This window comes from Anaerocolumna aminovalerica (genome assembly GCF_900115365.1).
GTDB classification, from domain to species: domain Bacteria; phylum Bacillota; class Clostridia; order Lachnospirales; family Lachnospiraceae; genus Anaerocolumna; species Anaerocolumna aminovalerica.
The window spans coordinates 45,848-60,333 of sequence record NZ_FOWD01000016.1; the positions used below are offsets into that span (position 1 = coordinate 45,848).

Consider the following 14,486-nt stretch of genomic DNA (forward strand, 5'->3'; position numbering starts at 1 on the left):
TCTGTCCGGCAGGGAATTTTTTAAACTATTTTTTTTTCGATGAGTTAGTTGCACTTGAACCTTTGTCGCCCTTCTTTTTAGGTGCTTTTTTTGGATTTTTATCTCCCATGAAACTCACTCCTTTATTTTTTCTAGTACTTCTATTGTATATTTAATTCTAAATTATGTCAAATAGGTTTTTGAATTCTTCTCGATATTTTTCTAATTGTTTCGACAATTTTCAATATCCCACAGTTTATTCTCACAAGTCAGATTAAAAATCCAATTATTATTCACAACAAATTATATATTACTATTTTATTGATTACAGTACACTATTAAACTATTTTAAATCCATCTATTTATTGGTTTGCAGGTTCATCGCTGTTACTGATTTCATTGCAGTTACTTTCCTTGCAATTATTATCATTACATATGTTCTCACCGTATTGGCAGCCCTTGCATTTACTGCACTGGGACTGTTCCCATATATGTTCTGCCACTACTGCCCATTTATCAGCTGCTTCCTTACATTTATCAGAAAGGTCTTTTACTTCCTCAGGATTCTGCAAATCTGTTGAATGGGCTCCCGACTGTTCAACAGCCTGTGTAAGAGCACCGGGATTGTCTAACAACGGACATGGCCGCAAATGATTATGATTAAAAGGCTGACCTTTTCTATATGCTTGGAATAAGGGAGATTGTAACGTTTCCAGTAAAGTTTTATCCTTAATATTAGAATCTGAATAATGGATGAAAGCACATGGTTCTATATCCCCATTCGCATTGATATGCAAGTAACGTCTTCCTCCTGCCACACAACCTTCGGAGTGTGCTCCATCATTCCAAAAATCCAGGGTAAACAAAGGCTTGGTTTCCCTGAACTTGTTGACCCTTTCATACATAAATTGGCGTTGTTGTGCAGTAACCATAAGTTCCGGTACAGCCTTTTTCCCTACAGGCATGTAAGTAAAGAACCAGCAAAATTTAGCACCCCAATTGATCATCTGGTCAAAGTATTCCTCCGAACCGATTACATCTACATTTTTGCTTGTATAACAACAAGAAATACCAAATGGTATCTTCTTCTCTTTTAATATTTTCATAGCTTTTTCCACCTTAGCAAATACACCATTGCCACGTCGAAAATCCGTTGCTTCTTCAAATCCTTCCACACTTATGACCGGAACAAAATTTTTCACACGAAGTAATTCATCAGCAAATTCCTCATCAATTAATGTTCCATTGGTAAATGCTGCAAACTGACAATCCGAATGGGCTTCACACAGTTTGATAATATCTTTCTTTCTTACCAGTGGCTCTCCGCCGGAATATAAAAAGAAATAGGCTGCTAATTCATTGGCCTGATTAATAATATTATCAAGTGTTTCATAAGACATATTTAACTTATTTCCATACTCTGCTGCCCAACAGCCTGTACAATGAAGGTTACATGCACTTGTAGGATCCATCAGGATTGCCCATGGAATATTACAATTATGTTTCTTCTCCAGTTCCCTCTGTTTTGGATACCCGATCATACTTGCATTAACTATGAAATTCTTAAAGATCGTTTTTAAAATATCATTATCAACATCTTCAAATAAGTTCATAATATACTTGTTCCAATTATTGTCGGGATTTTCAATGACCTCATGAAATATCTTTCTCTGACTTTCCCAAGTTCCTGACCGGTCAAATTCATCTGCCCATTTCAACAATTTAGGAAGATTTTCTTTAGGATTTCCTGATATAAATTTTATTGCCTGATTCATTGCTGTGGATATTGCCTTTTCCTTTATACTTTTCTTCATTTCCCTGTTTCCCCTTTATTATTATCTGCTTTATATATGTTTATTAAATACCTCTTACTAATATAAGTTCTTTATACAAAATCAGTCTAATCCTGTTTATATTCCTCCTATTAATGTAGGAATAATTCAAATCAGAATCTATGAATATGGTAAAAAAACTCCTTAATAAATAGTAAACCGCATGTCGTAAAATAGATAATTTTACATACATACAAAAATCCATGAAATGCTGACAAAGATAAAGGTTTATCTTATACCGTATTTCATGGATTTTTAGATAATAATAGTTTAAAAATAATAGTTTAATAGGGATGGCTTCATACAAGTTGTAGAAAGAAGTAATTCAAGGCTGTCTAACTGTACAAAAAGGTTCACCCATAGATTTATATTAAGATTATCTATATGACATAATTAAATAGCGTATTGTGCTCACTTGGCTGGATCAAGCTTATACAAAGAGGCACCAGCGAATTCCGAATTTATCAATGAAATCTGTCATTAGCGGACTGAAGTCACATGGACTTAATGTATAAAAAATTTCTGCTCCATCTTTAAGTACATCAAATGCCCTTTGAACGACGTCTTCCTCACCCTCTCCAAAATGCAAACAAAACTGCATGGTATTACCTGTAGTTACGGTATCTTCTTTACCTTCATCCATAGAACCTAATTCGGATACTGCTAATATTTGCCCATAGACGTCCAGTTCGGCATGATAAAATGTTCCGTCCGAATTTGGATAGCTTGAAACCAATTTGGCATCAAAAGCTTTTTGATAGAGTTCAACCGCTTTATCGCTTCCTTTAACATAAGCTTGCATCATTGACCTTTTCATTAAGTGTACCTCCTATTATTAAATTTTTCTCCTGTAATATTCTGACAGGAGAGTAAAAGCCTTTCTAGCATACTTTACCATATATTTTCATTAATACAAAATAAAATCTTATTAGTTCTTGATACTATTCTTTCGTGTAAATTTCGCTTTTTTACACATGGAGGTACCTGGCGGATTGTCGCCAAAACTTTCGTCCACAATTATTGCAATAAGTTCTTACATTTATGATTAAAAATAACTTGTATTTTAACTCAATATTAGATAATATTATCCTAATTATCTACAAATGAATTATGTTAATAAAGTTTATTGCTTATTACCAATGCTTTAAAATATAATCAAGTACAGTAACAATTAAGCATTGAATTTTTTAATACAAATACTAGAAAAGGAAATTTAAAATGAAAAATTCTAAAATCACGCTTATATTTGCCATGCTCATATTCGGAAGTATTGGACTCTTTGTCCGTAATATAAACCTGCCATCCACCCAAATAGCTTTAGCCAGAGGAGCCATAGGCAGTATTTTTTTAATCCTAATTAGTTATGTAACCAAGAAAAAAATATCCTGGAAATCCATCAAAAGTAATCTTATAATATTACTTATATCGGGGATTGCTATTGGTTTTAACTGGATCTTTTTATTTGAATCCTATAAATATACCACCATTGCAAATGCTACATTAAGCTATTATTTTGCTCCTGTCATTATTACCTTTTTATCACCCTTTGTCCTAAAGGAAAGGCTGACTTATCAAAAGGTTTTATGTACAATAGCTGCTATGGCAGGCATGTTTTTCATAGTAGGGGTAGGACCTGGATCAAGTGAAACGAATCATGTACTAGGTATTGGATTTGGTCTAGCTGCTGCTGCCTTTTATGCTGGGGTTGTATTAATGAATAAATTCATTAAGAATTTGACCGGTTTAGAAACTACTCTAATGCAGTTATCAATTGCCTCCGTTGTATTACTACCATATATACTAGCTACAGAAACTATAAAATATACTGGTCTTGATATAAAATCTCTAATATTCATGATGTTTGTTGGTATTATTAATACTGGATTGGCTTATCTTTTGTATTTCTCAACCATACCAAAATTAAATGCCCAAACACTTGCTGTTTATAGTTATATTGATCCTATCTTTGCAATTATATTGTCCAGTATTTTCTTAAGAGAGAAAATGACATTGCTTCAGGTAATTGGCGGAGTTTTAATATTAGGTTCTACTTTTTTTAGTGAATTGATAAGTGCAAAAAGTAAAAATACAGAAAAAGTTTGAAGCTGTTTTACCAAATAGTCAGATTTAATAGTTATACCTGAGGAATAATGAGTTGGGCTATTTTACTGGCGGGGGTATTCCAAAAGGAATAAAAAGTCATTGCATTTGAGCAGATATTCCAGCTCTGCTCAAATGCAATCAAATTGACCTCTATATTGTGACAGCACTTACTTTTATATAGAATATTCCTTTTTATAAAGTTACAGCATAGCTATCCTGTCATTTTACCCTTTGAAAGTTCCACGTTCTTCTACTGTTCCATCAGGGTATTTGGCAAATCTGCTGTCTCCACATGAATGTACTGGGTCATAACGATTAAAAGGCCATCCTCCAAATTCTGTTTTTTGAAAATCCATAAAAGCTTCCTGAATTTCCTTTTGAGTATTCATTACAAATGGGCCATATTGAACAACAGGTTCTTGAATAGGCTCTCCTTCTAAAACTAACATATAACTTTCTTTCCTGCCATTTGTTATGGTTATCTCTTCATTTCCTGCTAATTTTGCTTTATAGTTTACCTTTATAGTTGTTTCCCCTATGTTTATAGATTCACCCATATAATAATACAGATTTCTTGATAAAGTTTCTGATACGGCTGGAAGCTTAATCATTGCTCCTGGCTCCATTTTTATCAGTTCAATTCCTACATGATTGTCAGGATTAGCAGCCCATGAGTCAGGTGAGGGAGCTGGACTTTTTACACCGTCAAATGTACCTGCTATTAATCTTACCTCACTCTTCTTACCATTATTATTAACAACATCTATAACAGGGATATCTTCAAACCAAAGCATTTTATAATAAGGGTCCGTAAATTTGCTCTTCTTGGGAAGGTTAAGCCATATCTGGAATAATTCCATTGGATTTTCTTTCTCTTTATAAACCAGTGGAAACATTTCTGCATGCTGTAATCCGCTTCCTGCAGTCATCCACTGAACATCACCATTACCATATCTGCCTGATGATCCATTGCCATCCGTATGGTCTACAAAACCTTCTAAAACAATAGTTATAGTTTCAAAACCTCTGTGTGGATGAGCCGGAAAACCTGGTACTTTATCTCCATGATACATTCTGAACCCATCTTTTATCTGAAAGTCATTTCCTATATTTCTGCCTGACAAATGTTTGGAATCCACACCTTGTTCATCATTTCCTTTCGGAAATGCATCTTTGTGATGTGCACAGAATAAAAATGGGTTATCTGTTTCCCATAAAAAGTCTAACTTTTCTATATTTAATATTTGTTTGTCTTTCATACCATACCTCTTTTCTAACAAAGAATATTTACTACGCCACTTTTAATGAAAGTTATAAAGTCTTTCATATGAATCCAAATCAATGAATTTGAATTTTTCTTCTAACTAAGCTTTTTTCATTTCAATTACTAAAATGTGAGATGAATTTTCAGTTGCCTTAATATTAATATTCTCTTCTACAATCTCTAAACCATCCTTAGCATTCATATTAATATCGTTAATCTGGGATTCCCCTTCAATTTGTACGAGATAGGCTTGCCGGTCTTTATTTACTTCAAAAGTGATTTCATTTCCTTTTTCCAGTTCAACTACATAAAAATTCGCATCCTGGTTTATTTTAATAGGTGCATTTCCCTGCTGTCCGGACACAATAGGCAACCACTTGTTTTTTCTTAGCTCCCATGGAAACCGGTAGTCACCATAATTTGGTTCATAGCCTTTTTTATCCGGATAAACCCATATCTGAAGAAGTCTAAGAAGTTTATTACCAAAATTATGTTCACTGTGGAAAACTCCGGTTCCCGCACTCATGTACTGAACCTCTCCTCTTGACAGGGTTCTTTTATTTCCCATACTGTCTTGGTGAGTCAGCTCACCATCTATCACATAGGATATAATCTCCATATCCTGATGTGGGTGAGTGTCGAATCCTTCCATTGACTCAATTAAATCATCATTAATTACTCTTAATGCTCCGAAATTAATATTTGTTGGGTTAAAATATTCCGCAAAGGAAAAATGAAAGATACTCCTTAACCAACCTAAATTACTTTTACCCATGTTCTTATGATCTAATTTTCTTAACATATTATTACCTCCATAAATAAAATTTGTAAATGCTCGATTCTCGAAACTTATTATTTACCTGACTCTATATATTATAACTAATTAGTAGTATATTATTTAAATAAAAGTACTATTATCTAGTACTTAATTTTTTTAATATAGTTATTAAATCTTGTTTTTCTTCTATCGTTAAAACTTTGAATTCTTCCTTTAAACTTTGTAAATGATTTGGAAAAATTTCTTCAATGATTTTTTTTCCCTTCTGGGTGATTTCAATTAAACTTGATCTTTTGTCTTCAGGATTTACATGCCTTTCTATCAGTTCTTCTTTCTCCAGATTATTAATTACTACTGTCATATTGCCGCCTGTTGAAAGAATACTTTTTATAATTTCTTGGATTGTTAAAGTTCCCTTATGGTATAAAGCTTCTAAAACAGCAAATTGGGCTGTAGTTAACCCTCCTTCCTTAAAAGTCACAGCTGATTGTTTTTGAATTGCTTGATTTGCTCTGCTTATTCCAATAACAACTTTTAGATTTAAATCATTTTCTTCACCATAATGTTTTTTATTCTTCATACCAATAATATATTACTAATTAGTAATAATGTCAATGCCTAATTTATTTTTTAAACTTTTACTTTACATTTTACTTTAATTTTTCATTTTATTTTTTACTTATTCTTTTGCTTTTTCTTTCATACCTTTTTAACTACATGTTCTAGTATGTGTTCTTTCTTTTTCTGTGTTCCCCTTTCTCATACTTTCTCCCCTGTTATCTAATATTTTCCCTCTTGGATATTTTTTCCCTTTTATATTTATTTCTCCTTTTAGTATTTATTTCTCCCTTTAGTATTTATTTCTCCCTTTAGTATTTATTTCTCCCTTTTATATTTATTTCTTACTTTAATATTTATTTCTCCTTTTAATATTTATTTCTTCTTTTATATTTATTTCTTACTTTAATGTTTATTTCTTCTTTTATATTTATTTCTTACTTTAATATTTATTTCTCCTTTAATATTTATTTCTTCTTTTATATTTATTTCTTACTTTAATATTTATTTCTTCTTTTATATTTATTTCTTCCTTTAATGTTTATTTCTTCTTTTATATTTATTTCTTCCTTTATATTTATTTCTCCCTTTAATATTTATTTCTCCCTTTAATATTTTCCTTTTCTCCCCACCACTAATTTCTATGTACTTTCCTTTATTATAAAAGTATATAGCAGCATATCCCATAAGAATGCCATCATATATTATAAATAAAAAAGGAGTTTCCATCCATGAGTGAATATTTACATAACAATTATCCTAATAGGCAGACCATGTCTTTAACCGGCAGAGGTCAAACCTCACCAACTCCTGATATTGCAGTCATTCGGTTAGGTGTACAGACCCAAGGTGAGGATCTGATAAAAGTGCAGACAGAAAATGCAAGTTTAAGCCAGGCTGTTATAGATTCTTTGAGGCAATTAGGAATTACAAATATTAAAACCTTTCAATATACCATTGATAAGATTTATGAATACGTAAATGGGACTAGAATTGATAAAGGATATTCTGTCCGAAATATCCTTGAGATTAATTTACATGATATAAGCCAGACAGGGTTGGTAATTGATACTGCTGTAGATCATGGCGCTAATGTTGTTGATTTAGTATCATTTGAAGTATCCCAAAGAGATATGTATTATCAAGAGGCGTTGAATCTGGCTATTAGCAATGCAATTGATAAAGCGAATTCTATTTCCCGTCATCTTGGTATAACTGTGGATCCAATTCCAATCCGAATTGTAGAAAGTAGTGCACCTCCAGTTCCCCTTTTACGTAATGTGGCGGAACGTACTTTTGCCACTCCAATCGAACCTGGAGAACAATTAATAGAGGCTTTTGTAACTGCAGTATTTCAATATTAAGAAGGTTTTGTCCGAAGTAATCAACTTTGAAACAACAGTTTGACATCATAAACTAAGAAAGACCATGGAGAGTAATATACGGATAATTCCATACTCTCCATGGTCATTATTATAAGCATAAAAAAGTGCTCTAATTATTATTTTGTATAATTATCAAAGTAACCCTGAACTAATATGATAGGTGTTCCTTTGTCTCCGCTTCCGGAGGTTAAATCGCAAAGAGAGCCGATTAAGTCTGTCAGTCGGCGGGGAGTTGTTCCCTGTGATACCATTTGACCTACTAAATCATTATCTTTGTTTCGGATATAATCAGAGATTGCTTGTTTTAGCTCTTCTCCTTTAAGATCAGCAAAATCATTATCTGCTAAATATTTTAATTTAATTTCATTAGGCTGTCCTTCTAATCCATCGGTGTATGCCGGAGATACAACTGGATCTGCAAGTTCCCATATCTTTCCGATTGGATCTTTGAATGCTCCGTCACCGTATACCATAACTTCTACATGTTTGCCGGTTAATTCAAGGATTCTTTTTTGAACTGTCTCAACTACGGACTTACAACTGCGTGGAAATAGTTTAACAGTATCTTCAGTTGCTTTATTGCTGCCCAGTAAACCGTAATTTTCATTGAATCCGCTTCCATTAACAGATGTGGTAAGAACGTCATCAAGGCCATATACTTTCTCTGCGCCGGCAGCTTTCAGTAAACGTTTGGTACGGGCTCTTGAATGAATATCACAGCATAATACATTCTTGGTATATTGTAAGATGGTTCTGCAGTCATTTGCAAAGATGATCTCAATTTCACATCCTTCATTCTGAACTACTTCTTTGTAATACTCAATATAATCAACACCAGTGAAAGTATGTTTTTGATAACCAAAGAGCTCACGGTATTTTGCTTCTGTCAGTACATCCGTCCATGGGTTGATTCCTTTTTCATCTAATAGATCAATATCAACTAAATGATTACCAACTTCATCAGATGGAAAACTTAACATTAATACAATCTTCTTAGCTCCTCTTGCAATTCCTTTTAAACAATTAGCAAAACGGTTACGGCTTAAAATCGGGAAAATAACTCCGAAGGTTTCATTTCCAAATTTACCAGTAATATCACTGGCAATTTGATCGGTAGTAGCATAGTTTCCTTGAGCTCTTGCTACAACTGCTTCTGTTACAGCAATTATATCTCTGTCATATAACTGAAAATTTTCGCTTTTTGCAGCCTCTATTACACTATTTACAACGATTTCTGCAATATCGTCTCCTTCTCTGATAATGGGAGCACGCAATCCTCTTGAAATTGTTCCAACTAATCTTTCCATTATTACACCCATTGCATACCACATCTGCAAGCAGATTTGATACAGCCACAAAAATTAAGCTGAAAGAATTATTTTGTGGCACCTTTCTTTCTATATTTTCTTTCAACGGTTTTCTTAGAAACTCATATTTTGTTAATTATATTATAGCACTCAAATAGTCTCCAGTAAAACTAATAGTCCTTATACAGGTTATAACCAGAGCTTATATTAAATCTATATTAACCTGAACTTCTGACCAAATAAACATTTCTATTGTATATCTCCATAATTTCCTTTAAAATATCCTTAGTTATATAGGAAAGTAAAGGTGGAACCTATGATTAAAGTATCTGAAAAACTAAAGGAACAGCTACATACCCTTCCGGAACTTCCCGGTGTTTATAAAATGCTGGATTCCCTGGGAAATATAATATATATTGGTAAAAGCAAATGTCTTAAAAAACGTGTAAAATCTTATTTTGTCAATTCTCCAAAGTGGGAAAAGGTCAATAAATTAGTTTTATTTATTGATAATATTGAATATGAAGTAACAGATACCCATTTGGAAGCAAGACTTCTTGAATGTGAATTAATTAAAAGTATTAAGCCAAGTTTTAATTCCCAGATGAAGCATGATAAGAATTATGTCTATTTAAAGGTTAATGACTTCAATAATTATAACTCACTTTCCATTATCCTTGACAGAGAAGATAATTGTTACGGCCCCTTCAGGAGAAAACACTCCATTTATGACATCATTGATTCTCTAAAGCATATATTTCCTATGGAAAAAACTGCTGAAGGGTTTGAATTTGATTATCACATTTTACCTATTCCCTTAAATAGGGATACCTTTGAAATAAATAGAACAGCACTTTTAGAATTATTTTCTGATAATGTAAATATGGAAATATTAACAAAACAGTTGGAATCTAAAATGAAAGAAGCCGCATCCTGCTATAAATTTGAAACAGCTTCAAAATACAGGGATATGATGGAAGGTATCAAATATCTGAATAATGGTATCTTTCGATATGACCATATGTTTTTCAAAGATATTGTATTAAAAATCCCCGCCTCCACCGGATATAAACTTTTCTTTGTTTCAAAAGGGCAGATAATACATAAAGAATTTTTCCCCATCCTAAATAGCAGACAGATGAATTCTTTTATAAAGAAAAGCAAAAAACAAAAAATCCTCCTATCCCATAATTTTGATGATAAAGCAGGCATGGATTTTCGCGATATTATATACTCAGAAATACTATCTTTACCAAAGGAATGTATTTTGGAAACTATTTAGAGTTTTTATACCCCTTTTAATATTTTATATAGTAATAATAATATTTCTATATTTGTCAAATAATATAAATAGAAAATCATAAGATGTAATATTTTAAGGAAAAACAAATGGGGTGTTCACTATGTTTACGGATAAAAGACTGACCGATGCTTACAAAAAAGCAAGAGTAGAATACTTTGATAAAAATTCTAAATATATATTCTTTAGTGATATTCATCGTGGAGACGACAGTGTATCCGATGAATTTGCAAGAAATCAAAATGTATTATTACATGCCTTGGATCATTATTATAACAATGGTTACACCTATGTTGAAGCAGGTGATGGAGATGAGCTTTGGGAATATAAAGAGTTCAGATATATTCGCTTAGCCCACAGTGATATATTTACAGTGATCAAAAAATACTTTGATGACAACCGGTTAATAATGATTTATGGCAATCACAATATCTATTTAAAGAATAAAAGGTATGTGAAGAAAAATTACTTTCAATTTTATGACGAATATACTCAGGATATGCATGAATTATATTACGGCCTTACTCCCCAGGAAGCACTGATTTTAAAAAACAAGGAATCCGGTCAGGAGATACTGATTGTTCACGGACATCAGGGTGACTTAATGAACGATCAATTGTGGTTTATTTCTATGCTTACCTTACGGTATTTCTGGAGGTTCATGCATGTAGTAGGATTTCATAATCCTTCCAGTCCTGCCAGGAATCATTTTAAACGCCATAAAATAGAGAAGAATTATAAAAAGTGGATCAGGCGGCACAAAATGATGCTTATTTGCGGCCATACCCACAGGCCAAAATTCCCCAAAAGGAAAGAACTCCCCTATTTTAATACCGGCTGCTGTATCCATACAAGAGGTATTAACGGCATAGAAATAGCAAACGGTAAAATTATGATGGTAGACTGGCGAATCCGTGCAGACAAGGACGGATCACTTCATGTAATCAGAACTGTAGTAAGAGGTCCGGTTCCCATTGAAAAATACCTTCCCACATAAATAATAATTACAATATGAACAGAAAAGAGACTGCCGCAAACATAAACTGTTATTCTTAGTTTTTTCATTCTCCCCTCAAATTCAGCTATGCTGAATTTGTACTAAAAAATGTCAGTTTATTAATTTGCAGCAGCCCCTTCTGAGGATATCTATGGAAGGAGGTATAAGATAATAATCTGTTATTAAATCATTGTACGTTTCATTTTCTTTAATTTTGTTTTTGTTTCTTGATCCACTCATAAAGACTCAATGATCTTTTGAATTGCTTTATTATAAGTAAAATCATCCAATTCATTCTCCTCTAAAAAATGAATAGTTTTTACCTCATATTTTACAAAACACATAGATACGGCCCATGCAACAGCCATTTTAACATAATAGTCTTCCCGGTTGATTTCGTTGAATATGTTTAATATTCTGTCTATGTAATCATCTTCAATATAATAATCAAGAAGCATTACAACACCAAAACGTATTTGAAACTCTTCCTTTGAAAACAGATAGGGTTGTAAAAAGTCCCATACTCTGCTTTTGTTTAATTTTGTAAACTTTAATCCGGCACAAAAGCTATCACAGACAGCCCAATTATCTATTTGAGGAACAAATTCTCCAACATACTTTAATATTTCTTCCATATCCGTTTTTACACAGCCAATTACCATGCCTGTTAACATAATTTCTTCAAAGTATTGGTTATTTCCATTCTTAAGATATGTTCTCCAATCTCCTTTAGCTATTTCTTTGGCAAGTTTTCTTAAAACAGGTAACCTGACACCTATAATTCCATCTGTATCGGGGCATAACCCCATTTGAAATAGTCTGTACTTTTCATCTGCTAAATTAAATAATTCTTCTCTTATCCTATTCAATTTCTTTCCTCACAAAGTTACGGATTCGGTATAAAAGTGAAATTTTCTATTTCCCAATCAATTACAGATGGGTAAGGTACTTCAAACTTTTCTTCCGATATACCCGAATCTAAATTATATTTATGAATATACATTTTATAATCATTGCCATATAGTGCAGTAAATACATAATTATCTTTAAAATAGATTTTTCTTATGACATCCTCTATCTTAAGATTGTAATCAGCAATGATCTGATAATTTGAATCATATATTTTAATCATACCACCATCGCCAAACAAATACAAATTGTTATCATGTACATAGGACTCAAGGATATTAAAATTTTCCACCACTAATTCTTTTATCTGTCTGCCCTCTTTATATGCTGCTATGTAAGATTTATCCGTAGGAATTCCTTCTTCCGTAAGTTCCTGGGAATAGACAATAATGGCACCGTCAAATCCAACAATTGGTCTGTCAGGTTCTACCCTGTATTGATTTGGTAACAAAGTATCTGCTATTATTCTTTTGCTCTCCATATCCAGTGTCATAATCCCGCTGCTGCCTATGGAATTTTGATCCGGTTTTTCAGTTTTTAAATCTATATATGCTATATGAAGCAAATCACCCTCTGTAGTTACAGAACAGGCTAACTTATTTTCTAAATTATATATTAATTCCTCCATATCATTACTGGTTCTAACTATGTCCGTAACATAGACCCCATCTTTTACGCCTATGTTTAAGATTTGGATACAGCCATTTTTTGTTGGATATGCATTTAATACTCCATAATATCCATCGGAATATACATCCTCCATAATTGAAAATTGCTCTATCCGGCCATCCTTCATCCGGTAATGAATATTTTTTTGTCTGGAATAAAAATAATACTCTCCCTGATTTTCAATGGCATTTTCCAATACCATAGAGGTATTTACAGGTATTTCTTTCACGCTGCCATCTTCATATAAAACAGATATGGAATTACTAAATTGGTTCATATCACTTCCGCTAAAAGAAATCAAGTATTTAGCATCCTTTAACGGAACATTTTTCGCTGTAAATTTTGCTGCTTTTTCACAGGAGATTAAGATAATACTGCAAATAATGAGGATTATTATGAATCGTTTTTTCATCATTTACCTCTTTCTGCATTTAAGACTATTATAATGCCTTAAAACCATGCTTTTATAATTTTAACAGTTGGTTCCTGCCTAATTCATACCTTTGTAATAACAATATATAAAGTTTACTTAACTCTGTATACAGCAGGGCCTGCTGTACTAGATATATAAAAGGGATCAAATATTTCAGTATTTCAACAGGCCCTGCAATGATAAGTTTAATCATTTACATAAAATAGCACCGTCATGTTAGATCCTGTAAGTTCTGCCGGTGATACTACCGTATCGTAAGGGAATCTATCAATGTCAATTCCGGCTGTTTTCCAGCATCTCCATACAAGCTGGGAGCAATAGAAACTGCTTGTTGTAAATTTATTTAGGAAATTCCAGTTATAAGGAATTCTTGGACTTGTATTTACATAATCTCTTGCTGCTTTTACTGCTGCTGCTCTGGAAGCAGAGGTACCCTCTGTTACTCTTAATCCGTAGATTTTATTACGGCCCGGCCAATAATTATATTCATACTGAACTCCATTTACATGACCGTCTTTCTCAGGCCAGGAAGAGATACACCATACTCCGCCGGAGGTTTCCACCAAAGAAGCATGTCCAACCAACGCAAAGTCAATTCCGGAGGTGGTTCCGGTAAAGGATACATATACATCACCCGGAATGGTATTATGTGTTGCACTTAACTGCATTTCTCTTTGGAGAACTGATTTGGTTATAGAATTTTTATTCTTATAAGTAAACTCATTTATTAATTTCTGCTGAAGATTTTCATAATATGCACCATCCACTTTACCATCGGGAGTGTAAACAATAGAATCAGAATAAGGTAAGTTTTTAAATCCATCTAATGCATCCTGCTCTGCAGAAACCATAATGCTCATTGAGGCAAACATTGCTACAATAACTATCACGGATAATAATCTTCTAAATTTTTTCATATTAACCTCGATTCTGGCGTTTTAACGCCTTCTGAATAATGATAACAACTTTGTG

The 14,486-nt window shown here is 32.8% G+C and carries 14 protein-coding genes; 4 read left to right on the forward strand and 10 right to left on the reverse strand.

Going from position 1 to position 14,486, the window contains the following annotated elements:
* Positions 1-341 precede the first annotated feature (341 nt).
* Complete coding sequence (locus BM183_RS10475) at positions 342-1,793, reverse strand: radical SAM/SPASM domain-containing protein (RefSeq protein WP_091686763.1); 1,452 nt, start codon at positions 1,791-1,793, stop codon at positions 342-344.
* Positions 1,794-2,241: 448 nt separating this feature from the next.
* Positions 2,242-2,628: a VOC family protein gene (locus tag BM183_RS10480; RefSeq protein WP_091686765.1), complete on the reverse strand. Its 387-nt coding sequence runs from the start codon at positions 2,626-2,628 to the stop codon at positions 2,242-2,244.
* 401 nt (positions 2,629-3,029) lie between these two features.
* Here BM183_RS10480 and BM183_RS10485 point away from each other — a divergent pair, with 401 nt between their 5' ends.
* Positions 3,030-3,914, forward strand: a complete 885-nt coding sequence (locus BM183_RS10485) for a DMT family transporter (RefSeq protein ID WP_091686766.1) — start codon at positions 3,030-3,032, stop codon at positions 3,912-3,914.
* A gap of 224 nt (positions 3,915-4,138) precedes the next feature.
* On the opposite strand, the gene BM183_RS10490 is transcribed toward BM183_RS10485, so the two are convergent.
* The 4 genes from BM183_RS10490 to BM183_RS10505 form a co-directional block, all read right to left on the reverse strand.
* Positions 4,139-5,173, reverse strand: a complete 1,035-nt coding sequence (locus BM183_RS10490) for a pirin family protein (protein WP_091686768.1) — start codon at positions 5,171-5,173, stop codon at positions 4,139-4,141.
* A gap of 105 nt (positions 5,174-5,278) precedes the next feature.
* The gene (locus tag BM183_RS10495) at positions 5,279-5,980 is read right to left on the reverse strand and encodes a pirin family protein (protein WP_091686769.1); all 702 of its coding nucleotides are present in this window, start codon (positions 5,978-5,980) and stop codon (positions 5,279-5,281) included.
* A gap of 112 nt (positions 5,981-6,092) precedes the next feature.
* Positions 6,093-6,536 (reverse strand): MarR family winged helix-turn-helix transcriptional regulator, encoded by a 444-nt coding sequence (locus tag BM183_RS10500; protein WP_091686771.1) that lies wholly within the window; start codon positions 6,534-6,536, stop codon positions 6,093-6,095.
* A 512-nt stretch (positions 6,537-7,048) separates the two neighbouring features.
* On the reverse strand, positions 7,049-7,201 hold the full coding sequence (locus BM183_RS10505) for a hypothetical protein (protein WP_170847957.1): 153 nt from the start codon (positions 7,199-7,201) through the stop codon (positions 7,049-7,051).
* Between the two features lie 44 nt (positions 7,202-7,245).
* Here BM183_RS10505 and BM183_RS10510 point away from each other — a divergent pair, with 44 nt between their 5' ends.
* Positions 7,246-7,878, forward strand: coding sequence for an SIMPL domain-containing protein (locus BM183_RS10510; RefSeq protein WP_091686775.1), 633 nt, complete (start codon positions 7,246-7,248; stop codon positions 7,876-7,878).
* A 137-nt stretch (positions 7,879-8,015) separates the two neighbouring features.
* On the opposite strand, the gene BM183_RS10515 is transcribed toward BM183_RS10510, so the two are convergent.
* Positions 8,016-9,206, reverse strand: a complete 1,191-nt coding sequence (locus BM183_RS10515) for a coenzyme F420-0:L-glutamate ligase (protein WP_091686842.1) — start codon at positions 9,204-9,206, stop codon at positions 8,016-8,018.
* Positions 9,207-9,522: 316 nt separating this feature from the next.
* Between BM183_RS10515 and BM183_RS10520 the strand changes: the two genes are divergently transcribed.
* Both BM183_RS10520 and BM183_RS10525 read left to right on the forward strand, forming a co-directional pair.
* Complete coding sequence (locus tag BM183_RS10520) at positions 9,523-10,488, forward strand: GIY-YIG nuclease family protein (protein WP_091686777.1); 966 nt, start codon at positions 9,523-9,525, stop codon at positions 10,486-10,488.
* A 121-nt stretch (positions 10,489-10,609) separates the two neighbouring features.
* Positions 10,610-11,503, forward strand: a complete 894-nt coding sequence (locus tag BM183_RS10525) for a metallophosphoesterase (protein ID WP_091686778.1) — start codon at positions 10,610-10,612, stop codon at positions 11,501-11,503.
* A gap of 236 nt (positions 11,504-11,739) precedes the next feature.
* Here the strand turns inward: BM183_RS10525 and BM183_RS10530 are convergent, their stop codons facing one another.
* The 3 genes from BM183_RS10530 to BM183_RS10540 form a co-directional block, all read right to left on the reverse strand.
* Positions 11,740-12,372 carry a DNA alkylation repair protein gene (locus BM183_RS10530; protein ID WP_091686780.1) on the reverse strand — a complete coding sequence of 211 codons (633 nt, stop codon included), beginning with the start codon at positions 12,370-12,372 and terminating at the stop codon, positions 11,740-11,742.
* A 17-nt stretch (positions 12,373-12,389) separates the two neighbouring features.
* Positions 12,390-13,493, reverse strand: a complete 1,104-nt coding sequence (locus BM183_RS10535) for a hypothetical protein (RefSeq protein WP_091686782.1) — start codon at positions 13,491-13,493, stop codon at positions 12,390-12,392.
* A gap of 206 nt (positions 13,494-13,699) precedes the next feature.
* Positions 13,700-14,431 carry a YiiX/YebB-like N1pC/P60 family cysteine hydrolase gene (locus BM183_RS10540; RefSeq protein WP_091686784.1) on the reverse strand — a complete coding sequence of 244 codons (732 nt, stop codon included), beginning with the start codon at positions 14,429-14,431 and terminating at the stop codon, positions 13,700-13,702.
* Positions 14,432-14,486 lie beyond the last annotated feature (55 nt).

Bases quoted from the DNA above. Each gene is read 5' to 3' on its own strand.
- BM183_RS10475 (WP_091686763.1), bottom strand. From the start codon at position 1,793: ATGAAGAAAAGTATAAAGGAAAAGGCAATATCCACAGCAATGAATCAG.
- BM183_RS10480 (WP_091686765.1), bottom strand. From the start codon at position 2,628: ATGAAAAGGTCAATGATGCAAGCTTATGTTAAAGGAAGCGATAAAGCG.
- BM183_RS10485 (WP_091686766.1), top strand. From the start codon at position 3,030: ATGAAAAATTCTAAAATCACGCTTATATTTGCCATGCTCATATTCGGA.
- BM183_RS10490 (WP_091686768.1), bottom strand. From the start codon at position 5,173: ATGAAAGACAAACAAATATTAAATATAGAAAAGTTAGACTTTTTATGG.
- BM183_RS10495 (WP_091686769.1), bottom strand. From the start codon at position 5,980: ATGTTAAGAAAATTAGATCATAAGAACATGGGTAAAAGTAATTTAGGT.
- BM183_RS10500 (WP_091686771.1), bottom strand. From the start codon at position 6,536: ATGAAGAATAAAAAACATTATGGTGAAGAAAATGATTTAAATCTAAAA.
- BM183_RS10505 (WP_170847957.1), bottom strand. From the start codon at position 7,201: ATGGGATATGCTGCTATATACTTTTATAATAAAGGAAAGTACATAGAA.
- BM183_RS10510 (WP_091686775.1), top strand. From the start codon at position 7,246: ATGAGTGAATATTTACATAACAATTATCCTAATAGGCAGACCATGTCT.
- BM183_RS10515 (WP_091686842.1), bottom strand. From the start codon at position 9,206: ATGGAAAGATTAGTTGGAACAATTTCAAGAGGATTGCGTGCTCCCATT.
- BM183_RS10520 (WP_091686777.1), top strand. From the start codon at position 9,523: ATGATTAAAGTATCTGAAAAACTAAAGGAACAGCTACATACCCTTCCG.
- BM183_RS10525 (WP_091686778.1), top strand. From the start codon at position 10,610: ATGTTTACGGATAAAAGACTGACCGATGCTTACAAAAAAGCAAGAGTA.
- BM183_RS10535 (WP_091686782.1), bottom strand. From the start codon at position 13,493: ATGAAAAAACGATTCATAATAATCCTCATTATTTGCAGTATTATCTTA.
- BM183_RS10540 (WP_091686784.1), bottom strand. From the start codon at position 14,431: ATGAAAAAATTTAGAAGATTATTATCCGTGATAGTTATTGTAGCAATG.